This window comes from Pseudomonas sp. S1_G07 (genome assembly GCF_054668565.1).
This window is the reverse complement of the sequence record NZ_CP162778.1, coordinates 5738278-5760401: the sequence shown is the minus strand read 5'-3', so window position 1 is coordinate 5760401 and position 22124 is coordinate 5738278. Positions and strand designations below refer to the sequence as shown.

The 22124-nt window shown below is 59.6% G+C and carries 22 protein-coding genes; 15 read left to right on the top strand and 7 right to left on the bottom strand.

Annotated elements, in window-relative coordinates; genetic code table 11:
- The first annotated feature begins 31 nt into the window (after positions 1-31).
- The 6 genes from AB4O05_RS26265 (at position 32) to AB4O05_RS26240 (ending at position 6852) form a co-directional block, all read left to right on the top strand.
- A complete protein-coding gene (locus AB4O05_RS26265) occupies positions 32-1318 on the top strand; it encodes an ABC transporter substrate-binding protein (protein ID WP_460134483.1) in 1287 nt (428 codons plus the stop codon).
- Positions 1319-1520: 202 nt separating this feature from the next.
- A complete protein-coding gene (locus AB4O05_RS26260; protein WP_460134485.1) occupies positions 1521-2429 on the top strand; it encodes a carbohydrate ABC transporter permease in 909 nt (302 codons plus the stop codon).
- Positions 2422-3267 carry a carbohydrate ABC transporter permease gene (locus AB4O05_RS26255; RefSeq protein WP_460134487.1) on the top strand — a complete coding sequence of 282 codons (846 nt, stop codon included), beginning with the start codon at positions 2422-2424 and terminating at the stop codon, positions 3265-3267. The genes AB4O05_RS26260 and AB4O05_RS26255 overlap by 8 nt, the downstream gene beginning before the upstream one ends.
- A gap of 2 nt (positions 3268-3269) precedes the next feature.
- Positions 3270-4433: an ABC transporter ATP-binding protein gene (locus AB4O05_RS26250; protein ID WP_460134489.1), complete on the top strand. Its 1164-nt coding sequence runs from the start codon at positions 3270-3272 to the stop codon at positions 4431-4433.
- Between the two features lie 125 nt (positions 4434-4558).
- A complete protein-coding gene (locus tag AB4O05_RS26245; RefSeq protein ID WP_460134491.1) occupies positions 4559-5905 on the top strand; it encodes a carbohydrate porin in 1347 nt (448 codons plus the stop codon).
- A gap of 101 nt (positions 5906-6006) precedes the next feature.
- Positions 6007-6852, top strand: a complete 846-nt coding sequence (locus AB4O05_RS26240; protein WP_460134493.1) for a D-hexose-6-phosphate mutarotase — start codon at positions 6007-6009, stop codon at positions 6850-6852.
- A 132-nt stretch (positions 6853-6984) separates the two neighbouring features.
- On the opposite strand, the gene AB4O05_RS26235 is transcribed toward AB4O05_RS26240, so the two are convergent.
- Positions 6985-7845 (bottom strand): MurR/RpiR family transcriptional regulator, encoded by an 861-nt coding sequence (locus AB4O05_RS26235; protein ID WP_169851198.1) that lies wholly within the window; start codon positions 7843-7845, stop codon positions 6985-6987.
- A gap of 219 nt (positions 7846-8064) precedes the next feature.
- On the opposite strand from AB4O05_RS26235, the gene zwf reads away from it, so the two are divergent.
- The 3 genes from zwf to AB4O05_RS26220 are packed head-to-tail and all read left to right on the top strand — an operon-like array spanning position 8065 to position 10914.
- Complete coding sequence (gene zwf, locus AB4O05_RS26230) at positions 8065-9531, top strand: glucose-6-phosphate dehydrogenase (RefSeq protein WP_460134495.1); 1467 nt, start codon at positions 8065-8067, stop codon at positions 9529-9531.
- A complete protein-coding gene (gene pgl, locus AB4O05_RS26225; protein ID WP_460134497.1) occupies positions 9518-10231 on the top strand; it encodes a 6-phosphogluconolactonase in 714 nt (237 codons plus the stop codon). The genes zwf and pgl overlap by 14 nt, the downstream gene beginning before the upstream one ends.
- A 17-nt stretch (positions 10232-10248) precedes the next feature.
- Complete coding sequence (locus AB4O05_RS26220) at positions 10249-10914, top strand: bifunctional 4-hydroxy-2-oxoglutarate aldolase/2-dehydro-3-deoxy-phosphogluconate aldolase (protein ID WP_460134498.1); 666 nt, start codon at positions 10249-10251, stop codon at positions 10912-10914.
- A gap of 205 nt (positions 10915-11119) precedes the next feature.
- Here the strand turns inward: AB4O05_RS26220 and AB4O05_RS26215 are convergent, their stop codons facing one another.
- Positions 11120-12295: an aminotransferase class V-fold PLP-dependent enzyme gene (locus AB4O05_RS26215; RefSeq protein WP_460134499.1), complete on the bottom strand. Its 1176-nt coding sequence runs from the start codon at positions 12293-12295 to the stop codon at positions 11120-11122.
- 10 nt (positions 12296-12305) lie between these two features.
- Positions 12306-12542 (bottom strand): DUF3820 family protein, encoded by a 237-nt coding sequence (locus tag AB4O05_RS26210; RefSeq protein WP_008056784.1) that lies wholly within the window; start codon positions 12540-12542, stop codon positions 12306-12308.
- Between the two features lie 206 nt (positions 12543-12748).
- Between AB4O05_RS26210 and AB4O05_RS26205 the strand changes: the two genes are divergently transcribed.
- Complete coding sequence (locus tag AB4O05_RS26205) at positions 12749-13216, top strand: PA2169 family four-helix-bundle protein (protein WP_460134500.1); 468 nt, start codon at positions 12749-12751, stop codon at positions 13214-13216.
- 137 nt (positions 13217-13353) lie between these two features.
- Here the strand turns inward: AB4O05_RS26205 and AB4O05_RS26200 are convergent, their stop codons facing one another.
- Both AB4O05_RS26200 and AB4O05_RS26195 read right to left on the bottom strand, forming a co-directional pair.
- Positions 13354-13824 carry a MaoC family dehydratase gene (locus tag AB4O05_RS26200; RefSeq protein ID WP_460134501.1) on the bottom strand — a complete coding sequence of 157 codons (471 nt, stop codon included), beginning with the start codon at positions 13822-13824 and terminating at the stop codon, positions 13354-13356.
- 70 nt (positions 13825-13894) lie between these two features.
- Complete coding sequence (locus tag AB4O05_RS26195) at positions 13895-14839, bottom strand: alpha/beta hydrolase (protein ID WP_460134503.1); 945 nt, start codon at positions 14837-14839, stop codon at positions 13895-13897.
- 221 nt (positions 14840-15060) lie between these two features.
- Between AB4O05_RS26195 and fadD2 the strand changes: the two genes are divergently transcribed.
- Positions 15061-16749, top strand: coding sequence for a long-chain-fatty-acid--CoA ligase FadD2 (gene fadD2, locus AB4O05_RS26190; protein WP_460134505.1), 1689 nt, complete (start codon positions 15061-15063; stop codon positions 16747-16749).
- A gap of 388 nt (positions 16750-17137) precedes the next feature.
- Positions 17138-18829, top strand: a complete 1692-nt coding sequence (fadD1, locus tag AB4O05_RS26185) for a long-chain-fatty-acid--CoA ligase FadD1 (protein WP_460134507.1) — start codon at positions 17138-17140, stop codon at positions 18827-18829.
- 178 nt (positions 18830-19007) lie between these two features.
- Here fadD1 and AB4O05_RS26180 read toward each other — a convergent pair whose 3' ends face one another.
- The gene (locus AB4O05_RS26180) at positions 19008-19385 is read right to left on the bottom strand and encodes a hypothetical protein (protein WP_460134508.1); all 378 of its coding nucleotides are present in this window, start codon (positions 19383-19385) and stop codon (positions 19008-19010) included.
- A 200-nt stretch (positions 19386-19585) separates the two neighbouring features.
- On the opposite strand from AB4O05_RS26180, the gene AB4O05_RS26175 reads away from it, so the two are divergent.
- The 3 genes from AB4O05_RS26175 (at position 19586) to def (ending at position 21440) form a co-directional block, all read left to right on the top strand.
- Complete coding sequence (locus AB4O05_RS26175) at positions 19586-19771, top strand: CsbD family protein (protein ID WP_460134510.1); 186 nt, start codon at positions 19586-19588, stop codon at positions 19769-19771.
- A 181-nt stretch (positions 19772-19952) separates the two neighbouring features.
- Positions 19953-20897, top strand: a complete 945-nt coding sequence (locus AB4O05_RS26170; RefSeq protein WP_460134512.1) for a YihY/virulence factor BrkB family protein — start codon at positions 19953-19955, stop codon at positions 20895-20897.
- A gap of 3 nt (positions 20898-20900) precedes the next feature.
- Complete coding sequence (def, locus tag AB4O05_RS26165) at positions 20901-21440, top strand: peptide deformylase (RefSeq protein WP_460134514.1); 540 nt, start codon at positions 20901-20903, stop codon at positions 21438-21440.
- A 20-nt stretch (positions 21441-21460) separates the two neighbouring features.
- On the opposite strand, the gene AB4O05_RS26160 is transcribed toward def, so the two are convergent.
- Positions 21461-21874 carry a GNAT family N-acetyltransferase gene (locus AB4O05_RS26160; protein WP_460134516.1) on the bottom strand — a complete coding sequence of 138 codons (414 nt, stop codon included), beginning with the start codon at positions 21872-21874 and terminating at the stop codon, positions 21461-21463.
- Positions 21875-22124 lie beyond the last annotated feature (250 nt).

Sequence of the window (22124 nt, the reverse complement as noted above, 5' to 3'; positions counted from 1 at the left end):
TGCATGCATAACAACAAGAAAAGGTATTCAGATGAACGCGATTACTCGCCTCGCCGTAGCTATTTCCGTTGCCTCGTTGTTTCCCCTCAGTGCATTTGCCGCCGACTCCAAAGGGACGGTTGAAGTTGTGCATTGGTGGACCTCCGGTGGCGAAAAAGCGGCTGTAGATGTCCTGAAGGCCCAAGTTGAGAAAGACGGTTTCACCTGGAAAGACGGTGCAGTCGCAGGTGGCGGCGGCGCCACGGCCATGACCGTGCTGAAAAGCCGCGCGGTTGCTGGCAACCCGCCAGGCGTTGCCCAGATCAAAGGCCCCGATATCCAGGAATGGGCCTCCACCGGCTTGCTCGACACCGACGTCCTCAAAGACGTGGCCAAACAAGAGAAGTGGGATTCCCTGCTCGACAAGAAAGTCTCCGACACCGTCAAGTACGACGGTGACTACGTGGCCGTGCCGGTCAACATCCACCGCGTGAACTGGCTGTGGATCAACCCGCAAGTCTTCAAGAAAGCCGGTATCACCAAGAACCCCACCACCCTCGAAGAATTCTACGCAGCCGGCGACAAGCTCAAGGCCGCAGGCTTCATTCCGCTCGCTCACGGTGGCCAGCCGTGGCAGGACAGCACCGTCTTCGAAGCCGTTGTACTGTCGGTGATGGGTGCCGATGGCTATAAGAAAGCCCTGGTTGACCTGGACAACGACGCACTGACCGGCCCGCAAATGGTCAAGGCGCTGACCGAGCTGAAAAAAGTCGCGACCTATATGGACGTCGACGGCAAAGGCCAGGACTGGAACCTCGAAGCCGGTAAGGTCATCAACGGCAAGGCCGGCATGCAGATCATGGGTGACTGGGCCAAGTCCGAGTGGACCGCCGCCAAGAAAGTCGCCGGTAAGGACTACGAGTGCGTAGCCTTCCCAGGCACCGAAAAAGCCTTCACCTACAACATCGACTCCCTGGCGGTGTTCAAGCAGAAAGACAAAGGCACTGCCGCTGGTCAGCAGGACATCGCCAAAGTCGTCCTCGGTGAAAACTTCCAGAAAGTGTTCAGCATCAACAAAGGTTCGATCCCTGTGCGTATCGACATGCTGAACAAAATGGACTCGTACGGCTTCGACTCCTGCGCCCAGACTGCCGCCAAAGACTTCCTGGCAGACGCCAAGACCGGCGGCCTGCAGCCAAGCATGGCGCACAACATGGCCACCACCCTGGCGGTGCAAGGCGCGTTCTTTGACGTCGTGACCAACTACATCAACGACCCGAAAGCCGACCCGGCCGACACCGCCAAGAAGCTTGGCGCTGCGATCAAGTCTGCCAAGTAACGTAGAGGTGGGGGCGGGTGTGCCCTGAAGGTTGTCTTCTGTAGGAGCGAGCTTGCTCGCGAAAAACTCAAGGTCTGCGCGTTCATCGCTGGATGTGCGCGTTATCGTTGAAGATCTTCGCGAGCAAGCTCGCTCCTACAGCACACGCCAGCTCCCAGCATGATTTACCTGCAAGTTCTTTTTCCCTGTATTGGATTTTCCCATGAGTTCTGTTGCTGTGTTCAGCAAAGCCTCGCCGTTCGATGCACTGCAGCGCTGGCTCCCCAAACTGGTGCTGGCGCCCAGCATGTTCATCGTGTTGGTAGGCTTCTATGGCTATATCCTCTGGACGTTTGTGCTGTCGTTTACCACGTCCACGTTCCTGCCGAGCTACAAATGGGCGGGCCTTGCGCAATACGAGCGGTTGTTCGACAACGACCGCTGGTGGGTGGCGAGCAAGAACCTCGCGTTGTTCGGTGGGATGTTCATCGGTATCACCCTGGTGATCGGCGTGCTGCTGGCGGTGTTTCTCGACCAGCGCATCCGTCGCGAAGGCTTTATCCGCACGATTTACCTGTACCCGATGGCGCTGTCGATGATCGTCACCGGTACTGCCTGGAAATGGCTGCTCAACCCGGGCATGGGCCTGGACAAACTCCTGCGTGACTGGGGCTGGGAAGGCTTCCGCCTGGACTGGCTGATCGACCCCGACCGCGTGGTCTACTGCCTGGTCATCGCCGCCGTGTGGCAAGCCTCGGGCTTTATCATGGCGATGTTCCTCGCTGGCTTGCGGGGCGTCGATCAATCGATCATTCGTGCCGCGCAGATCGACGGCGCGAGCATGCCGCGCATCTACTGGAGCGTGGTGCTGCCAAGCCTGCGTCCGGTGTTCTTCAGTGCGGTGATGATCCTGGCGCACATTGCGATCAAGAGCTTCGACCTGGTGGCGGCCATGACCGCCGGCGGCCCGGGCTATTCGTCCGACCTGCCAGCCATGTTCATGTACTCGTTCACCTTCAGCCGTGGCCAGATGGGCATGGGCTCGGCCAGTGCAATCCTGATGCTCGGTGCGATCCTCGCGATCATCGTGCCTTACCTCTACTCCGAGCTGAGGACCAAACGTAATGACTAGTCTCGCTTCCAAACCTGCCATCAGCCTGAGCCGCATCGCGATCTACGCGGTGCTGATCCTCGCCGTGCTGCTGTACCTGGTGCCGCTGGTGGTGATGCTGCTCACCAGCTTCAAGACCCCGGAAGACATCAGCACCGGCAACCTGCTGAGCTGGCCGACCGTGGTCACCGGCATCGGCTGGGTCAAGGCCTGGGCCACGGTTGACGGCTACTTCTGGAACTCGATCAAGATCACCGTCCCGGCGGTGCTGATCTCCACCGCCATTGGCGCCTTGAACGGCTACGTGTTGTCGATGTGGCGGTTCCGGGGCTCACAACTGTTTTTCGGCCTGCTGCTGTTCGGCTGCTTCCTGCCGTTCCAGACCGTGCTGCTGCCGGCGTCATTCACCCTCGGCAAGATGGGCCTGGCCAGCACCACCACCGGGTTGGTGTTTGTGCACGTGGTCTACGGCCTGGCGTTCACCACGCTGTTCTTCCGTAACTACTACGTCAGCATCCCCGATGCGCTGGTGAAGGCGGCGCGACTGGACGGTGCGGGCTTCTTCACCATCTTTCGTCGGATCATTCTGCCGATGTCCACCCCGATCATCATGGTCTGCCTGATCTGGCAGTTCACCCAGATCTGGAACGACTTCCTGTTCGGCGTGGTGTTCTCCAGCGGCGACTCCCAGCCCATCACGGTGGCGCTGAACAACCTGGTCAATACCAGCACCGGGGCCAAGGAATATAACGTGGATATGGCGGCGGCGATGATCGCCGGGCTGCCGACCCTGCTGGTCTATGTGATCGCAGGCAAGTATTTCGTGCGCGGCCTCACGGCCGGCGCGGTCAAGGGGTAATCATGGCTACGCTTGAACTTCGCAATGTAAACAAGACCTATGGCGCCGGCCTGCCCGACACCTTGAAGAACATCGAACTGTCGATCAAAGAAGGCGAATTCCTGATCCTGGTCGGCCCTTCGGGCTGTGGTAAGTCCACGCTGATGAACTGCATCGCTGGCCTGGAGACCATCACTGGCGGCGCGATCATGATCGGCGATCAGGATGTGAGCGGCATGAGCCCCAAGGATCGTGACATCGCCATGGTGTTCCAGTCCTATGCGCTGTACCCGACCATGAGCGTGCGCGAGAACATCGAGTTCGGCCTGAAGATTCGCAAGATGCCCCAGGCCGACATCGACGCCGAAGTGGCGCGCGTGGCCAAGCTGCTGCAGATCGAACACCTGCTCAACCGCAAGCCCGGCCAACTGTCTGGTGGCCAGCAACAGCGCGTGGCCATGGGCCGGGCCCTGGCGCGGCGGCCGAAGATCTACCTGTTCGACGAACCGCTGTCCAACCTCGACGCCAAGCTGCGCGTCGAGATGCGCACCGAAATGAAACTGATGCACCAACGCCTCAAGACCACCACCGTCTACGTGACCCACGACCAGATCGAAGCGATGACCCTGGGCGACAAAGTGGCGGTGATGAAGGACGGCATCATCCAACAATTCGGTACGCCGAAGGAAATCTACAACGACCCTGCTAACCTGTTTGTGGCAAGCTTTATCGGTTCACCACCGATGAACTTCGTTCCTATGCGCCTAAAACGCAAGGACGGTCGTCTGGTGGCGCTGCTCGACAGCGGCCAGGCCCATTGCGAGTTGCCGCTCGACATGAACGACGTCGGCCTGGAAGACCGTGATGTGATTCTGGGCCTGCGCCCGGAGCAGATCGTGTTGGCGGCGGGTGAGGGCAATGGTTCATCGAGCATTCGTGCCGAGGTCCAGGTCACCGAGCCCACCGGCCCGGACACCCTGGTGTTCGTGCAGCTCAATGACACCAAGGTTTGCTGCCGTCTTGCACCGGACGTAGCACCCCAAGTGGGCGAGACGCTGACCCTGCAGTTCGACCCTGCCAAGGTCTTGCTGTTCGACGCCAAAACCGGCGAGCGCCTGGGCACAGCGGGATCACAGCAGGAACCTGTAGGAGCCGGGCTTGCCCGCGATGGCATCACTGCGTTGTAACTGAGGGGCCGAGCGGTCTGCATGGCTCCCACAGTAAAAAGAAGATAACCCGTTGTTTTAATTAAAAAAATGTAACCTGCGTTAGATAAAAACAGTTTAATAACAATAAAGACGAGGATGTAGGGATGAAAAAGCAACACAACAACACCCGGCTGATCTGCCAACTGTCAGCTGCAGCAGCCTTGGTATTGTCCGCCAATGCGATGGCGGCCGATGCATTCAGCGCCGACTCCAAGTGGATGACCGGCGATTGGGGCGGCGAGCGTACCAAGCTGATCGAGCAAGGTATCGACATCAAGGCTGATTACGTAGGGGAGATGGGCGCCAACCTGCATGGCGGCTACAACGACGATAAAACGGGTCGTTACTCGGACCAGTTCGGTCTGGGCGTTGCACTGGACCTGCAAAAGCTCTGGGGCTGGGACAATACCCAGGCCAAGATCCAGTTGACCAACCGTAATGGCCAGAACATCTCCAACGACCGTATCGGCGACCCGCGTGCCGGCACGCTGAGTTCGTCCATGGAAGTGTATGGCCGTGGCCACATGGTGCGTCTGACCCAGTTCTGGATCCAGCACCAGATGTTCGACAACAAGTTGGACGTCAAACTCGGTTACTTCGGTGAAGGCGAAGACTTCAACACCTTCCCGTGCGACTTCCAGAACCTGTCGTTCTGCGGCTCCCAGGTGGGTAACTACGTCAGCACCTGGTACAACTGGCCAGTCAGCCAGGCGGCTATCCGCGTGAAGTACAACATCACGCCTGAGCTGTACGCGCAAATTGGTGCATACAACCAGAACCCATCGCAGTTGGAGCACGGCAACGGCTTCAAACTGAGCGGCAGTGGCACCAAGGGCACCGTGATCCCGGTGGAATTGGTCTGGTCGCCGAAGGTCAATAACCTGCCGGGCGAATACCGTGTGGGTTACTACAAGAGCGCCGCCGATGCCAGCGACGTACGTGAAGACATCAACGGCAACGATGCGGCCACCACTGGCGCGGCCTTCCGTACCCGCAGCAGCAAGAAAGGCTACTGGTTCGTTGCCCAACAGCAACTCACCACGCATAACGGCGACGCTTCGCGCGGCTTGAACATCGCCGCCAACGCGACCTTCCACGACAAGGAAACCAACCTGGTCGACAACTATCAGTCGCTCATGCTGGTGTACAAAGGCCCATTCGATGCGCGTCCAAAAGACGACGTCGGCATTGGTGCCGCGCGTCTGCATGTCAACAATGACGTGAAGCGAAACTCGGAACTGCTCAACGCCGCCAATGGCGTCAGCGACTACGACAACCCGCTGTACACGCCGATCCGCGAAACCGAATACAACTTCGAAATCAACTACGGCTTCCACGTTACCAACTGGCTGACCGTGCGTCCCAACCTGCAATACGTCGTGCAACCTGGCGGCGTGGATAAAGTCGACAACGCGTTGGTGGCTGGCCTGAAAATTCAGTCTACGTTCTAACGCTGTTGCGATAAGCTCCTTCTCTCTGTGCGCATTTGCGGGTAGCCATGGCTATCCGCTTTTTTTGGGCAGCACTGTGATGTTTTTCAGGACCGTGGCACATGCATGAGCATCCGCTGCAACGCTTTTTCAAAACCCTGCGCAAGCGCCCGGTGTTCGCCTGGGAGCGCTTTCAGATGCGCGACGTGTTGGTGATCGATCATCCGTTGTGCCAGGCGGTGTTCAGTCGTCAGGGCGCGCAGTTGCTGCATTTTCAGCCCCGTGGCCAGAAACCCTGGCTGTGGTGCGCGGCCAAGTGGCCGCAGGTCGGCGCCATCCGTGGCGGCGTGCCAGTGTGCTGGCCGTGGTATGGCCGCCACCCGAGCGAGAACGCCTGGCCGTCCCATGGCTGGGCTCGCTTGATCAATTGGAAACTGCTCGACAGCAGCACCGAAGACGACGGCGTGCGTCTGCACTGGCAATTGCAACTGTGCGACTGGCAGGTCGACCTGCATGCGCACTTGGGCGATACCCTGGAACTGCGCCTGAGCACCGAGCACCAGGACGAGTTGCCGTGCCAGCTGAGCCATGCTTTGCACGCCTACTGGCGTATTGGTCACGTTGATGAGATAGCGCTGTCTGGGCTGGACGGCGCGCAAGGTTACGACCAGCTCAATCGCCAGGCTTGCCAGCAGGAAGGCGAATTACGGGTGGACGGCGGGTGCCAGCGGGTGTTCCAGCACGAGGGCGAGTTATACCTCAAGGACCGCGCCTGGCAGCGCGAACTGTGCATCGACACCGGCGACAGCGCCGACACCGTGGTGTGGCATCCGGGCAGCCGGCCGCTGTTGGGGGTGAGTTTTAACGAGGCGTCCGGGTTTGTGTGCGTGGAGTCGGCGATGGCCGGTGCCAGCCTGGCGCCGGGGGAGCGGGCGCACCTGAGTCTGCAGGCCCGAGCTGGGGTTTAGCGGTGTTGCTGGTACCGTCTTCGCGAGCAAGCCCGCTCCCACATTTGAACCGCATTCCAAGGTAGGACTCGTCAAAATGTGGGAGCGGGCTTGCTCACGAAGAGGTCGGGACTGCTGGAGGCAATGTCTGTCTCAGTTGAACTCATCGCCAACCGGATACCGGCTGTCATTCAGGCTTTCCTTGATCTTGCGCAAATGTGGCTGGAAATCCACGCCACGGCGCAAGGTCATGCCGGTCGCCAACACATCCAGCACCGTCAATTGGATAATCCGCGAGGTCATCGGCATATAGATGTCAGTGTCTTCCGGCAGCGGAATATTCAGGCTTACGGTACTGGCCTTGGCCAGCGGCGAGTTCTCTGCGGTCACGCCCAGCACCGATGCGCCGTTTTCCCGTGCGATACGCGCGACTTCCACCAGCTCACGGGTACGCCCGGTGTAGGAAATAATCACGAACAGTTCGCCTGTGTGGGCCACCGAGGCGATCATGCGTTGCATCAGCACGTCGGCATGGGCGGTCACTGACAGGTTGAAGCGGAAAAACTTGTGCAGCGCGTCCATGGCCACCGGGGCCGAAGCGCCAAGGCCGAAGAAGTGGATCTGCCGCGCCTGGATCAGCAGATCCACGGCCTTGCTGATCAGGTTCGGGTCCAGGGCCTGGCAGGCGCTGTCCAGGGAGGCGATGGCGCTGCCAAAGATCTTCTGGGTGTAGGCTTCGGGGTTATCATCGGCTTCCACGGCACGGCTGACATACGCCGCGCCACTGGCCAGGCTTTGCGCCAGCTGCAATTTAAGTTCAGGGTAGCCACTGACGCCGAACGAACGGCAGAAACGGTTGACCGTCGGTTCACTGACCGAGGCGGCTTGGGCGAGGGCGGCGATAGAGAAGCGGGTCGCCTGCTGCGGGTTGAGCAGGATGACCTCGGCGACTTTTTTCTCGGCCTTGTTCAATTCTTCGAGGCGGTTCCGGATCTGTTCCAGAAGATTTCGCACGCGGTCCATTCAGTCTTTCCTTCGGGCGACGATGCAAATTAAGGGCGGCCACCAATCGACGAGCGGCCCTTTGCGGTGGCCTATCCTACTTAGGGTAGCTGAACACCACCACTCGGAATGCGTATTTCGGGAAAATGTTGTGGTTATTACTACATTTTTCCTTGAGTGATGCCTTGAAAAAAGGTATTTGTAGCTTAACTTGATAAAAGAACAAACATCATGCCTTCGATAACCGTGGAACCCTGCACCTTTGCCCTGTTTGGCGCCTTGGGTGATCTGGCGCTGCGCAAGTTATTTCCTGCCCTCTATCAGCTCGATGGCGCCGGGCTGCTGCACGACGACACGCGCATCCTGGCCCTGGCCCGTGAAGCCGGTTCCGAGCAACAGCACCTGGCCCATATCGAAAAAGAACTGCGCAAATACGTCGGCAAGGAACTGGAAGAGAGCACCGCCCAGCGTTTCCTGGCACGCCTGACCTACGTGCATGTCGACTTCATGAAGGCCGACGACTACGTGGCCCTGGCGGAAATCGCCGGCACCGAGCAGCGCCTGATTGCCTATTTCGCCACGCCCGCAGCGGTGTACGGCGCGATCTGCGAAAACCTGTCCAAGGTCGGCCTGGCGGAAAACACCCGTGTGGTGCTGGAAAAGCCTATCGGGTCGGACCTGGAATCCTCGCGCAAGGTCAACGACGCCGTGGCGCAGTTTTTCCCGGAAAACCGCACCTACCGCATCGACCATTACCTGGGCAAAGAGACCGTCCAGAACCTGATCGCCCTGCGTTTCGCCAATAGCCTGTTCGAAACCCAGTGGAACCAGAACTACATCTCCCACGTGGAAATCACCGTGGCCGAGCAAGTCGGTATCGAAGGCCGCTGGGGCTACTTCGACAAGGCCGGCCAGCTGCGGGACATGATCCAGAACCACCTGCTGCAACTGCTTTGCCTGATCGCCATGGACCCGCCGGCCGACTTGTCCGCCGACAGCATCCGCGACGAGAAGGTCAAGGTGCTCAAGGCCCTGGCGCCGATCAGCCCGGACGGCCTGACCACCCAGGTTGTACGCGGCCAGTACATCGCCGGCTACAGCGCCGGCAAGCCGGTGCCGGGTTACCTGGAAGAAGAAAATTCCAACACCCAGAGCGACACCGAGACGTTCGTCGCGCTGCGGGCCGATATTCGTAACTGGCGTTGGGCCGGGGTGCCGTTCTACCTGCGCACCGGCAAGCGCATGCCGCAAAAGCTGTCGCAGATCGTTATCCACTTCAAGGAACCGTCCCACTACATCTTCGCCCCCGAGCAGCGCTTGCAGATCAGCAACAAACTGATCATCCGCCTGCAGCCGGACGAAGGTATTTCCTTGCGCGTGATGACCAAGGAGCAGGGCCTGGACAAAGGCATGCAACTGCGCAGCGGCCCACTGCAACTGAATTTTTCCGACACTTATCGCAGTGCGCGCATCCCCGATGCCTACGAGCGTTTGCTGTTGGAAGTGATGCGCGGCAATCAGAACCTGTTTGTTCGCAAAGATGAAATCGAAGCCGCGTGGAAGTGGTGTGACCAGTTGATCGCCGGATGGAAAAAATCCGGTGATGCGCCTAAGCCGTATGCGGCGGGGTCCTGGGGGCCGATGAGCTCCATTGCACTGATCACGCGGGATGGGAGGTCGTGGTATGGCGATATCTGAATTGAAACTGCCTCAGGGCGTGACTGCCCATGAGTACCGTACACCGGCGCTGCTGGCGGACGGCCTGGCCAATGACGTGGCCGAACAACTGCGCGCGGCCATCAGTGCGCGTGGCGAAGCGACCCTGGTGGTGTCCGGTGGCCGCAGCCCGGTGGCGTTTTTCCAGCACCTGGCCAAGCAGGGGCTGGACTGGTCAAAGGTCACCATCACCCTGGCCGATGAGCGCTGGGTGCCGGTGGAGCACGCCGACAGCAATGCCGGTTTGTTGAAGCAGCACCTGCTGCAAGGCCCGGCGGCCAAGGCCCGATTCCTCAGCCTCTACAGCGCCGCGGCCAACCTTGAAGACGCTGCCGAGCAGGCCGATCGCCTGCTGGCCGAATTGCCAGCCATTGATGTGCTGGTCCTGGGCATGGGCGATGACGGCCACACCGCTTCGCTGTTTCCCAACAGCCCGAACCTTGCCGAAGCGCTGAAGGCCGACGGTACCCGCCGTTGCTGGCCGATGCTGGCGCCGAGCGTGCCGCACCAACGCCTGACCATGAGTCGTGCGTTGCTGGCCACGGCCCACTGCACCGTACTGTCGATTTCCGGCAGTTCGAAGTTGACCACCTTGAGCGCCGCGCTGGCCAGTGACGATGTTGCTGCCATGCCGATTCGCGCGTTTTTGCAACCTACATTAGAGATTTACTGGTGCCCATGAGCCAAGGATCAGCCGCTATGAAAAGCCCTCAACCGACCGTGTCCATGGCGGATAAAGTTGCCCTGATCGACAGCCTCTGCGCCAAGGCGCGGATCCTGCCGGTGATCACCATTGCCCGCGAACAGGACATCCTGCCACTGGCCGATGCCCTCGCAGCTGGCGGTTTGACCGCACTGGAAGTGACCCTGCGTTCCGAGTTCGGCCTCAAGGCCATCCAGGTACTGCGTGAGCAGCGCCCTGAACTGTGCACCGGCGCCGGCACCGTGCTCGACCGCCAGATGCTCGAAGCGGCCGAAGTCGCCGGCTCGCAATTTATCGTCACCCCCGGCATTACCCGCGACCTGCTGGAAGCCTCGGTGCACAGCCCGATCCCGTTGCTGCCGGGCATCAGCAACGCCTCCGGCATCATGGAAGGCTATGGCCTGGGCTACCGCCGCTTCAAGCTGTTCCCGGCTGAAGTCAGTGGCGGTGTTGCCGCAATCAAGGCTCTGGGCGGCCCATTCGGCGAAGTGAAATTCTGCCCGACCGGCGGCGTCGGCCCAGCCAATATCAAAAACTACATGGCGTTGAAAAACGTGATGTGTGTGGGCGGTAGCTGGATGCTCGACCCGGAGTGGGTCAGGAGCGGCGACTGGGCACGCATCCAGGAAGTCACCGCGCAGGCGCTGGCGCTGCTGGATTGATCTGATTTAACGAATCGTTGTTGCTGTGCTTAACGGCATTTTTGCGGTGCGCTTGGTCGGTGTACCGCTTTTTTTTGCCTGAAGAAAACCTCGAGACGCAGACAAGTCCAAATGTGGGAGCGGGCTTGCTCGCGAAGGCGGTGGATCAGTCTAAGAATTCAGTGACTGACACTCCGCGTTCGCGAGCAAGCCCGCTCCCACATTTTCAGTTCGTGTTCAAACTGGCAATTGCATTGATCAATACACCGATGTGCGCCGCAGGGGTTACCAACCCCGGCGTCACCCGAATACAGGTACCAAACGCCGCCCCGGTACGAGTCGTGGCAAACAGGTCGTACTCCTTGAGCAACCGATCGACCATGACCTGCTGATCGCGGCCAATGAACTTGAACGCGGTAATCCCGCAATACAGCCTTGGATCATCCGGCGTCAGCACCTCGATCCCTTCCAGCGGCCGGGCCTGGCTTACCCACAGGTCCCGCAGGTAATTCATGCGCGCGCCCTTGGCCGCCGCGCCGCCCAATGCCCGATGCTCTTCAAACACCAGCGGCAGTGTCATCAGCGCCGGAAAGTTTGGCGTGCTGTAGGACGTGCGTGCGCGTACATCGGTGGCGGGGTAGTGGAACTCGCCCATGTCCGGGTCGATATCCGCCAGGCGTTCGGGGGCGATATACAGAAAGCCCAGGGTCAACGGCGCGCCGATCCATTTGTGCAAGTTGAAACCGGCGAACTGAATGCCCAGCTCGGCCAGGTTGAACTCGATCTGGCCCAGGGCATGGGCGCCGTCGAGGATCACGTCGATGCCATGCTCGCGTGCGGCCTGGGCAATCGCCGCAACGGGCATCACCAGGCCGGTGCGGTGGGTGACATGGGTCAGTGCCATCAGCGCTAAACGCGGGTGCTGGGCAAAGGCATCCTGATACGTCTGCACCAGGCTGTCGAAACTGGCCGGGTGCGTGTGGGACACCTCGATCACCTCGACACCGCGAGCCGTGGCCAGCCAACGCATGGCGCCTTTGACGGTGTCGTACTCCAGGTCGCTGATCAGCACCTGGTCTCCCGGTTGCAGGCGGTTGTAGTTGCGGATCAACGACTGCAAGGCTTCGGTAGCGTTGCGGGTGAATGCGACGGCCTGCGGGTCGACATCGATCAACTCGGCCAGTTGGCGGCGGATCTCGAGGTTTTCGCCCTGCTCGAAGCGCTGGCGCACATGCACCGAGTTACTCCGATTGATAAACGCCACATGGTCCAGGTACTGCGCCTGAACCTCACGGCTCATGCGCCCGAAGTAGCCGTTTTCCAGGTTGATCGGGCCGGGCTGCAGGTCATAGCGCTGGGCGATGGCTTGCCAGTGAGGTTCGTTGTCAGCATTCCTTGGCATGGCGGGGCTCTCAATGGCGGGGGGCAGGTTTACCGTGTTTGGCGCGCAGCGGTTCGAGCAATTCGGACAGCCCGTTGTGGTCAATTTCCTGCATCAAGGCCAGTAATCCACCCAGCTCGCCGTGGGGGAAACCTTCACGAGCGAACCAGTTCAGGTAGGGCCCCGGCAGGTCGGCGATGATCCGGCCCTTGTACTTGCCAAAGGGCATTTGGCGGGTGATCAGCAGTTCAAGTTTTTCGGGATTCATGAGGTTCGTGCGCGTGAGGCGAGGTCTTCGAAAATACAGGCATTCTGCATGAAGGCCAAATGACAGATCATGCAAAAAACGCACATACAGATGGTTCAATTAATCGTAACTTATTGAAAATTAACATTAAAATTGTTTTTCAAAACCTGGCATGGGCGCTGCACTCATTAAGACAACCTTTCTCAACCCACATAAGGAATTGAAAAATGACTGACATCAACAAAGAATCGATCTCGGTACTGAACGATCTGATCGAAACCAGCATCGACGGCCAGAAGGGCTTCAAAGAGTGCGCTGAAGACATCAAGCACCCTGAACTCAGGGCGCTGTTCGTCAAGCGCTCTGCTGAGTGCGCCACTGCCGCCGCCGAACTGAAAGCCGCCGTAACTGCCCTGGGCGGTGACCCGGAAGATTCCGGCAGCGTAGCCGGCGCCCTGCACCGTGGCTGGGTCGACGTGAAGTCGATGGTTACCGGTAAAGACGAAGAGGCTGTGTTGAACGAAGCCGAGCGCGGTGAAGACCACGCACTCAAGGCTTACCGTGAGGCGATCGAGAAGATCAACAAGCACAACCTGCTGGGCATCCGTGACCTGGTTGAGCGTCAGTACCACGGCGTACAGCGCAATCACGACCAGGTGAAAGCCCTGCGTAACCAGGCTCGCGCTCAGTCGTAAGCCACCTGCACTACCCCATGCGGGAGCGGGCTTGCTCGCGAACGCGGTGAATCAGTCGATAGATTCAATGACTGACACGCCGTCTTCGTGGGCAAGCTCGTTCCTACATCTGGCGTTCGTGCATGTCGAGATCGCTGTCAGCCAATGCTGATCGGCGGCAGCTCGGTCAAGGTCACGACCTGCTGTTTGCGTGGCGCGAGGATTTCCGCTTCGCCATCCACCACCAGTTCATCACGCTGGTTGAACACGCGGGTGGCGATGCGTACGCGAAATTTTGGCAGCTTTTCGAGGATTTCCAGGCGCACGGTCAGGGTGTCGCCAATTTTCACCGGCTTCTGGAAGGTCATCTGCTGGCCGATGTAGATCGTGCCCGGCCCAGGCAGCTCGCAGGCTACGGCCGCGCTGATCAGCGCGCCACTGAACATGCCGTGGGCAATCCGCTCCTTGAATATGGTCGCCTTGGCGTATTCGGCATCCAGGTGCACCGGGTTGTGGTCGCCGGACATGGCGGCGAACAACTGGATATCGCGCTCTTCCACGGTTTTGCTGTAGCTGGCGGTCTGGCCGACTTCAAGGGCTTCGTAGGGGGTGTTGGTTACCTGGGTCATCTAAAGGTTGCATCCTGTGGCTGAACGGTAATGGTCGAATTTTTTCAAGTGACTGATTTTTAATGTAAAATTATTCACAGCGGGCCGGCCTGCGCAAAGTCAGGGCCTGGTCGAGCCACGTGAGCACATCCGCCGTGACTTCATCGCGGTTGGTTTCGTTGAACAGTTCGTGACGCGCCTGCGGGTAAATATTCAGTTGCAGGTATTGGCAGCCGGCCTCGCGCAGAGCATGGGTCAGGCTTTTGAGACGCTTTCCCTCACTCACCGGATCACATTCGCCGCCCATTATCAGGATCGGCAGGCCCGGATCGATCTGAGCGAGATTGGACGCTTTGCTGATGTGCTGCAAGCCGCCGAGCAAGTCGATCCATAGCTGGTTGGTGCAGCGAAAGCCACAGAGTGGGTCATTGATGTACGTGTCGACTTCAACCGGGTCGCGGCTGAGCCAGTCGAACGCCGTGCGGTTGGGCTTGAACGCTTTGTTGAATGAGCCGAACGACAGGAACTCGATCAACGCGCTGCGCCCACGCACACCCTGGCGCAGGCGTTCGGCCCGTGCGATCAGGCGCGCAACGCGGTACAGCGCCACCGGCTGGAAATTCGAACCGCTGAGAATCGCCCCATGCAAGCTGGCGCTGTGATGCACCAGGTAGGCCTGGGCGATGTAGCTGCCCATGCTGTGGCCCAGCAGGATGATCGGCAACCCCGGCTGCTGCTGGCCGATATGCTGGTTGAGGCTGGCCAGGTCGCCCACCACTTTGTTCCAGCCATCTTCTTCGGCGTACAAGCCCAGCGTGCCTTCATCGGCGGTGCGGCCATGGCCACGCTGGTCCAGGGCAAACACCCCATAGCCCGCGGCGCACAGGGCGCCGGCCAGCCGTGCATAGCGCCCGCTGTGCTCGGCCATGCCGTGGGACAGCATGACCACGGCCTGTGCCGGGCCTTCGGGCATCCATTGGTTGACGTACAGGCGGCTGTGGTCATTCGCGGTCAGCCAGAAGGTGCTGTGGTTCATGACGGTTCCTTTCATCAAGGTCTGCTCGGGGTCGTTGCAGTGTATAGCGCCTGCGACGGGGCGCGTCTGATCAGTGCGGGCCCCTGTAGGAAGATTCACGCAATTAATGACGCGCTTTCCTGTATTTGCCTGTTTGGTCATAGCTGCTAACGTCCCCAAAGCTCCGCTTTTTGTCGCAGCACGAAAGCGGCCGGGCACACTCAGGTAAGGGGATAAGAATAATGCAACCTGATTTCTGGAATGACAAACGCGCCGCGGGCGTTCCCAATGATATCGACCTCTTGACCTACAAGTCGGTGATCGAAGTCTTCGAGCGTTCCTGCAAGGCCTTTGCCGATCGTCCGGCATTCAGCAATATGGGCGTCACCCTGACCTACGCCGAGCTTGAGCGCCAGAGTGCGGCGTTCGCCGGCTACCTGCAGCAACACACCGACCTCAAGCCCGGCGAGCGCATCGCGGTGCAGATGCCCAACGTGCTGCACTACCCGATAGCGGTGTTCGGCGCCCTGCGCGCCGGGCTGATCGTGGTCAACACCAACCCGCTGTACACCCCGCGTGAAATGCGCCACCAATTCAAGGACGCCGGCGTGCGTGCGCTGGTCTACCTCAACCTGTTCGGTTCGCGGGTGCAGGAGGTGTGCGCCGACACTGAGATCGACTACCTGATCGAAGCCAGGATGGGCGACTTCATGCCCGCCGCCAAAGGCTGGCTGGTCAACACCCTGGTCGACAAGGTGAAGAAGATGGTGCCGGCGTACCACCTGCCGCGCGCGGTATCGTTCAAGCGCGCCCTGCGCCTGGGGGGCGGCTTGGGCGTGACCCGCCATCCGGTGACGCTGGATGACATCGCCGTGCTGCAATACACCGGCGGCACCACCGGCCTGGCCAAGGGCGCGATGCTCACCCACGGCAACCTGGTGGCGAACATGCAGCAGGTGCGTGCGTGCATGTCGCAGACCGACGACGATGGCCACCCGTTGATCAAGGAAGGCCAGGAGGTGATGATCGCGCCGCTGCCGCTTTATCACATCTATGCCTTCACCGCCAATTGCATGTGCATGATGGTCTCGGGCAATCACAACGTACTGATCACGAACCCTCGGGACATCGGCGGGTTTATCAAGGAGCTGAAAAAGTGGCGCTTCACCGGGCTGCTGGGGCTCAATACCTTGTTTGTGGCGCTGATGGACCACCCCGAATTCAAGAGCCTGGACTTCTCCCACCTCAAGCTCACCAACTCCGGCGGCACTGCGCTGATCAAGGCCACGGCCGAACGCTGGGAGCAGCTCACCGGCTGCGCGATCGGCGAGGGCTACGGCCTGACGGAAACCTCGCCGGTGGCCAGCACCAACCCGTATGGCAATAAATCGCGCCTCGGCACCGTGGGCATCCCGGTACCGGCCACGGCCATGAAGGTGATTGACGATGAAGGCGTCGAGTTGCCCCTGGGCGAACGCGGCGAGTTGTGTATCAAGGGCCCGCAAGTGATGAAAGGCTACTGGCAGCAACCGGCCGCCACCGCCGAGGCCCTGGACGCCGAGGGCTGGCTCAAGACCGGGGACATCGCGGTGATCGACGAGGATGGCTTTGTGCGCATTGTCGACCGTAAGAAAGACCTGATCATCGTGTCGGGCTTCAACGTGTACCCCAACGAGATCGAAGACGTGGTCATGGCCCACCCGGCGGTGGCCAACTGCGCGGTGATCGGCGTGCCGGACGAGCGCACGGGGGAGGCGGTGAAGCTGTTCGTGGTGGCGCGTGCCGAAGGCGTGAGCCTTGAGGAATTGAAGAGCTACTGCAAGGTCAACTTCACGGGGTACAAGGTGCCCAAGCACATCGTGTTGCGCGAATCGTTGCCGATGACGCCGGTAGGCAAGATTCTGCGCAGGGAGTTGCGCGACATCGCCTGAGCATGAATTGAAATGCAATAAAAATGTGGGAGCGGGCTTGCTCGCGAAGGCAGTGAATCAGTCACTTACAAGTCGACCGATACTCCGCCTTCGCGAGCAAGCCCGCTCCCACATTTGTTTTGTAAGGAGCTGAATGCCTTATTCCAGAGCCTTTCACTGGGGTATTTAAGTCCTGTTTAAAGTGTGACCAATTATTGTAGGACAGTCATGATAGTGACTGTGGGGCCCTCTTTTGGCTCTAGTCGGCCCTTGGCAAAGCTGCTACTCTCGGCGCGCTTTGTGACCTCTAGGCCTGCTTTAACGCGCCAGACTCACCTAAAAAAACATACACCAATAATAATCGCATCAAATGCGATGATGAATTCGCGTCGCTGAGGAGTGGGCTTCCATGAACGTAGACTTTTGGAAGGATAAGTACCCCGCCGGGATTGCTGCAGACATCAATCCAGACGAGTATCCAAATATTCAGGCGGTACTGAAACAGTCCTGCCAGCGCTTCGCCAACAAACCGGCTTTCAGCAACCTGGGTAAGACCATTACCTACGGTGAGTTGTACGAATTGTCCGGGGCATTCGCCGCCTACCTGCAACAGCATACTGATTTGAAGCCCGGCGACCGAATCGCGGTGCAACTGCCCAACGTCCTGCAGTACCCGGTCGCGGTGTTCGGTGCCATCCGTGCCGGCCTGATCGTGGTCAACACCAACCCGCTGTACACCGCGCGGGAAATGGAACACCAATTCAACGACTCCGGCGCCAAGGCCCTCGTCTGCCTGGCCAACATGGCCCACCTGGCGGAAAAGGTCGTGCCCAAGACCGCCGTCAAGCACGTGATCGTCACCGAAGTCGCCGACCTGTTGTCACCGTTCAAGCGCGTGCTGATCAACAGTGTCATCAAGTACGTGAAGAAAATGGTCCCGGCCTATCACCTGCCGCAGGCGATCAAATTCAACGACGTGCTGGCCAAGGGGCACGGCCAACCGGTCAGCGATGCCAGCCCTGCCAGCGGCGATGTCGCCGTGCTGCAATACACCGGCGGCACCACCGGCGTGGCCAAGGGCGCGATGCTCACCCACCGCAACCTGGTGGCCAACATGTTGCAGTGCAAGGCGCTGATGGGCTCCAACCTCAATGAAGGCTGCGAGATCCTGATCACGCCGCTGCCGCTGTATCACATCTATGCGTTCACCTTTCATTGCATGGCGATGATGCTGATCGGCAACCACAACATCCTGATCAGCAACCCGCGCGATCTGCCGGCCATGGTCAAGGAGCTGTCGAAGTGGAAGTTCAGCGGCTTTGTCGGCCTGAACACCTTGTTTGTCGCGCTGTGCAACAACGAAGGCTTCCGCAAGCTGGATTTCTCCGCGCTCAAGGTCACCCTGTCGGGCGGCATGGCCCTGCAACTGGCGGCGGCCGAGCGTTGGAAGGCCGTGACCGGCTGCAACATCTGCGAAGGCTACGGCATGACCGAGACCAGCCCGGTGGCCACGGTCAACCCGATCCAGCACATCCAGATCGGCACCATCGGTATTCCGGTGCCCTCGACCCTGTGCAAGGTCATCACCGATGATGGCGTCGAGCTGGCGCTGGGTGAAGTCGGCGAGCTGTGCGTCAAGGGCCCGCAAGTGATGAAGGGCTACTGGCAGCGTGAAGACGCCACCGCCGAGATCCTCGACAGCGAAGGCTGGCTGAAGACCGGCGACATCGCGATCATCCAGCCGGACGGCTACATGCGCATTGTCGACCGCAAGAAGGACATGATTCTGGTCTCGGGTTTCAACGTCTACCCCAACGAGCTGGAAGACGTACTGGCGACCTTGCCGGGCGTGCTGCAATGCGCAGCCATCGGTGTGCCGGACGAAAAATCCGGCGAGCACATCAAGATCTTCATCGTGGTCAAGCCGGGGGCGACCCTGACCAAGGACCAGGTGATGGAGCACATGCGTGCCAATGTCACCGGCTACAAGGTGCCCAAGGCCGTGGAGTTCCGCGATGCGTTGCCGACCACCAACGTGGGCAAGATCCTGCGGCGCGAGTTGCGTGATGAAGAGCTGAAGAAGCTGGGCCTTAAAAAGTAACCCCATAAAAAACCCGCGAAAGCGGGTTTTTTATGGGGCTGAAGATTGCCTGACGTGAAATGCAATCCAATCCAGTGTGGGAGCGGGCTTGCTCGCGAAGGCGTCGGGTCAATACTAGATCGGTGACGGACCCAGCGCATTCGCGAGCAAGCCCGCTCCCACATGGTTGACCGCGTGCTTACAGGGCGAACTGCGCGAAGCTCACACCCGCACCGGCCGGGCGCACATCCTTCAAGAACGAATCCTTGTCCGCGCTCAGCTCCAGGGTGATCTCCGGCTTGCGCTTGCCCGCATTGCGCACCACCAGCCCTTCAAGCTTTTCACGCAGGTACACCGTCGGCACCTTCAGGTGCAGCAACTGGTCGCTCTCGGCGTTGTGCATCAACAGGTGAATCCACTCGTACTGGCCCACGGCGATCCGCGCCACCGGCAGGTCGAACCACCAGATGTTGCGTTTGCGGTCCAGGTCGGTGAAGTGGCAGTTGTTGACGCCGAGTACGGCACCGCCCAGTTCCTGGTTTCTGCGGGCAATGGCCTGTGCTTTATTGAGTTTCATAACCTTCCTACGGGATCTGTTATTCAGCGTTAGAGCCTGAATGTGCCGGGCATTCTCGTGGGTTGGCCGCAAAACATAAAGCCAAACCTGCCGCTTTCGATGAAATGCCTGCCGGAAAATAATTGAAACTCTGCCGAAAGCCCTTGGGTCAATCTTTAGGTAATGACCAAAACCCTTGATTGTTCCTTCGGAGAAATACCATGAGCAGCACATCGGATAAGGCAAAAGGTTTGGCGAACGAAGCAGCCGGCAACATCAAGCAAGGTGTCGGCAAAGTAACCGGCAATGACAAGCTGCGGGCTGAAGGCGTGATCCAGGAAAAGAAAGGCGAAGTGCAGCAGGCGGTCGGCGACACCAAGGATGCGGTCAAAAAAGCGACCAAGTAAAACGCCATCATCGGCTATGTTCGCACAGCCCTGCGGCCATCCACGGATGGCCGCTTTTATGTCAGCAGCTGCAACTAAACTTTCGAAATTGTTTCAAAGTCGCCAAATGGGCTACTTTGATGTAGAAAACGGCCCCTGAGTCGCCCATGAACCCCACCTCTTTGCGGCGAAAGGAGACGCTATGATTTTTCCGGTTCTCGATGGTCTCAAGCTGCACAAGGTGCTGGTGCGCACCGTCAAGGAATTCGTCGATGACGAGATGCCCACCTACGCGTCGGCATTGGCTTACCAGATGCTGTTCTCGCTGTTTCCTTTCCTGCTGTTCCTGATTGCCCTGATCGGTTTCCTGCACCTGCCGGACTTTTTCACCTGGCTGCGCCTGCAGTCGGAACTCGTGTTGCCGCCCCAGGCGCTGGAGCAGGTCAACCCGGTGATCGACCAGTTGCAGCAATCCAAGGGCGGCTTGCTCTCGGTGGGTATCGTGATTGCGCTGTGGACCGCCTCTGCGGGCGTGCGCCTGATGATGAGCGCGATGAACGCCGCCTACGACGTGGTCGAAGGCCGGCCGATCTGGAAGCGTTTTCCGCTGTCGATTTTCTACACCGTCGGCATTGCCGGCATGCTGCTGGCCGCCGCGGCGTTGATGGTGCTCGGCCCGCAAGTGATGGAATGGTTGGCCGGGCAGATCGGCATGCAGGAGTTTGTCGTCACCCTGTGGACCATCGTACGCTGGCCGCTGATCGTGATTTTGCTGATGTTCGCCGTGGCCCTGATGTATTACGTGATGCCCGATGTCGAGCAGGAATTCCGCTTTATCACCCCCGGTTCGGTGCTGGCGGTGGTGGTGTGGATCGTCGCATCCCTGGGCTTTGGCTACTACGTCAAAACCTTCGCCGACTACAACGCCATGTATGGCAGTATCGGTGCGATCATCGTGCTGCTCCTGTACTTCTACATTTCTGCCGCCGTGCTGCTGCTCGGCGCGGAGATGAATGCCGTGATCGAACATATGTCGGCCGAAGGCAAGGCGCCCGGCGCAAAGGGGTTCGATGAACCCGCACAAGAAAAACAGCACGTCTCTGGCCTCGGCCGCGACCACTCCAAGCCCACTACTGATGAAGCCTGATCGATGATTCGAGACATTCTGAAAATGGGCGACGAACGCCTGCTGCGCATCGCGCCTGCGGTGCCACCGGAAATGTTCGACAGCCCCGAGTTGTGGCAATTGATCGATGACATGTTCCAGACCATGGAACACGTAGGCGGCGTGGGCCTGGCCGCCCCGCAGATCGGCGTTGACCTGCAGTTGGTGATCTTCGGCTTTGAGGCCAGCGAGCGCTACCCGGATGCCCCGCCGGTGCCACAGACCATCCTGATCAACCCGTTGATCACGCCACTGAGCCCCGTGCTGGAAGAGGACTTCGAGGGCTGCCTCTCCGTGCCAGGCCTGCGTGGCGCGGTGAACCGTTACCAGCAGATTCGCTACGAAGGTTTCGACCCCAAGGGTGAACCCATCGTACGTTTCGCCGATGGCTTCCACGCGCGGGTCGTGCAGCATGAGTGCGACCATCTGATTGGCCGGTTGTACCCATCGCGGATTACCGACTTCAGCAAGTTCGGCTTTATCGAGGTGATGTTCCCGGAGCTGGACCCGACGGCTGACGAGTAACACTCAAGCTCACCGGGCGATCAGCCCTTTTCCAGACCCATGGCAATCATGGGTTTGTTGCGCTTGTAACGCACCAGCCGTTCACTCAGCGATTGCGGCAATATCGTGTCCTGGCTGAACCCCATGCGTTGATACAGCGCCTCGAGGTCCGGATGGCACAGCAACCACACCGTCCCTTCACACGACGCCACGGCGTCACCAATCAATCGCGCCGCCAAACCTTCGCCACGATAATCCGGTGCCACAAATACCCCGGTCAACCACTGCCCACCGACTACTGGCGTCAGGCACAACCCGGCGACAATCTCGCCATCGCGCGCCACCCACAAACGGCCGCCCTTGAGCGCCTTCATCGACGAATCGTGGCTGCGGTAAAACTTGTTCAGCAGCGGCCATAGAGGCTCCGCCAGCAGTTCGATGGACAACTCGGGCATGGTGTTCAGGCACGTGTCAGGAAGGGTCGGGGATTATAAGCGCCTTCTGCTGGGCAATAGGTGGTATACCCAATGCTGCATCCCTTCACAGTGGAGTACGCATCATGGCCAAAGGTATGGATTCAAAGAAAGCCGCGAAGAAAAAACCGGCAAAGACCGCCGATGAAAAACGCGCCGACAAGAAAGCCAAGAAGTCCGACACCGGTCTGTTCGGGCACTGAGTCCGCGCGTCAAAACTCAATGCGCTGAC

What these genes read in the sequence shown, in the direction of transcription:
- AB4O05_RS26265 (WP_460134483.1), top strand. Translation starts at nt 32, where the DNA reads ATGAACGCGATTACTCGCCTCGCCGTAGCTATTTCCGTTGCCTCGTTG.
- AB4O05_RS26260 (WP_460134485.1), top strand. Translation starts at nt 1,521, where the DNA reads ATGAGTTCTGTTGCTGTGTTCAGCAAAGCCTCGCCGTTCGATGCACTG.
- AB4O05_RS26255 (WP_460134487.1), top strand. Translation starts at nt 2,422, where the DNA reads ATGACTAGTCTCGCTTCCAAACCTGCCATCAGCCTGAGCCGCATCGCG.
- AB4O05_RS26250 (WP_460134489.1), top strand. Translation starts at nt 3,270, where the DNA reads ATGGCTACGCTTGAACTTCGCAATGTAAACAAGACCTATGGCGCCGGC.
- AB4O05_RS26245 (WP_460134491.1), top strand. Translation starts at nt 4,559, where the DNA reads ATGAAAAAGCAACACAACAACACCCGGCTGATCTGCCAACTGTCAGCT.
- AB4O05_RS26240 (WP_460134493.1), top strand. Translation starts at nt 6,007, where the DNA reads ATGCATGAGCATCCGCTGCAACGCTTTTTCAAAACCCTGCGCAAGCGC.
- zwf (WP_460134495.1), top strand. Translation starts at nt 8,065, where the DNA reads ATGCCTTCGATAACCGTGGAACCCTGCACCTTTGCCCTGTTTGGCGCC.
- pgl (WP_460134497.1), top strand. Translation starts at nt 9,518, where the DNA reads ATGGCGATATCTGAATTGAAACTGCCTCAGGGCGTGACTGCCCATGAG.
- AB4O05_RS26220 (WP_460134498.1), top strand. Translation starts at nt 10,249, where the DNA reads ATGAAAAGCCCTCAACCGACCGTGTCCATGGCGGATAAAGTTGCCCTG.
- AB4O05_RS26215 (WP_460134499.1), bottom strand. Translation starts at nt 12,295, where the DNA reads ATGCCAAGGAATGCTGACAACGAACCTCACTGGCAAGCCATCGCCCAG.
- AB4O05_RS26210 (WP_008056784.1), bottom strand. Translation starts at nt 12,542, where the DNA reads ATGAATCCCGAAAAACTTGAACTGCTGATCACCCGCCAAATGCCCTTT.
- AB4O05_RS26205 (WP_460134500.1), top strand. Translation starts at nt 12,749, where the DNA reads ATGACTGACATCAACAAAGAATCGATCTCGGTACTGAACGATCTGATC.
- AB4O05_RS26200 (WP_460134501.1), bottom strand. Translation starts at nt 13,824, where the DNA reads ATGACCCAGGTAACCAACACCCCCTACGAAGCCCTTGAAGTCGGCCAG.
- AB4O05_RS26195 (WP_460134503.1), bottom strand. Translation starts at nt 14,839, where the DNA reads ATGAACCACAGCACCTTCTGGCTGACCGCGAATGACCACAGCCGCCTG.
- fadD2 (WP_460134505.1), top strand. Translation starts at nt 15,061, where the DNA reads ATGCAACCTGATTTCTGGAATGACAAACGCGCCGCGGGCGTTCCCAAT.
- fadD1 (WP_460134507.1), top strand. Translation starts at nt 17,138, where the DNA reads ATGAACGTAGACTTTTGGAAGGATAAGTACCCCGCCGGGATTGCTGCA.
- AB4O05_RS26180 (WP_460134508.1), bottom strand. Translation starts at nt 19,385, where the DNA reads ATGAAACTCAATAAAGCACAGGCCATTGCCCGCAGAAACCAGGAACTG.
- AB4O05_RS26175 (WP_460134510.1), top strand. Translation starts at nt 19,586, where the DNA reads ATGAGCAGCACATCGGATAAGGCAAAAGGTTTGGCGAACGAAGCAGCC.
- AB4O05_RS26170 (WP_460134512.1), top strand. Translation starts at nt 19,953, where the DNA reads ATGATTTTTCCGGTTCTCGATGGTCTCAAGCTGCACAAGGTGCTGGTG.
- def (WP_460134514.1), top strand. Translation starts at nt 20,901, where the DNA reads ATGATTCGAGACATTCTGAAAATGGGCGACGAACGCCTGCTGCGCATC.
- AB4O05_RS26160 (WP_460134516.1), bottom strand. Translation starts at nt 21,874, where the DNA reads ATGCCCGAGTTGTCCATCGAACTGCTGGCGGAGCCTCTATGGCCGCTG.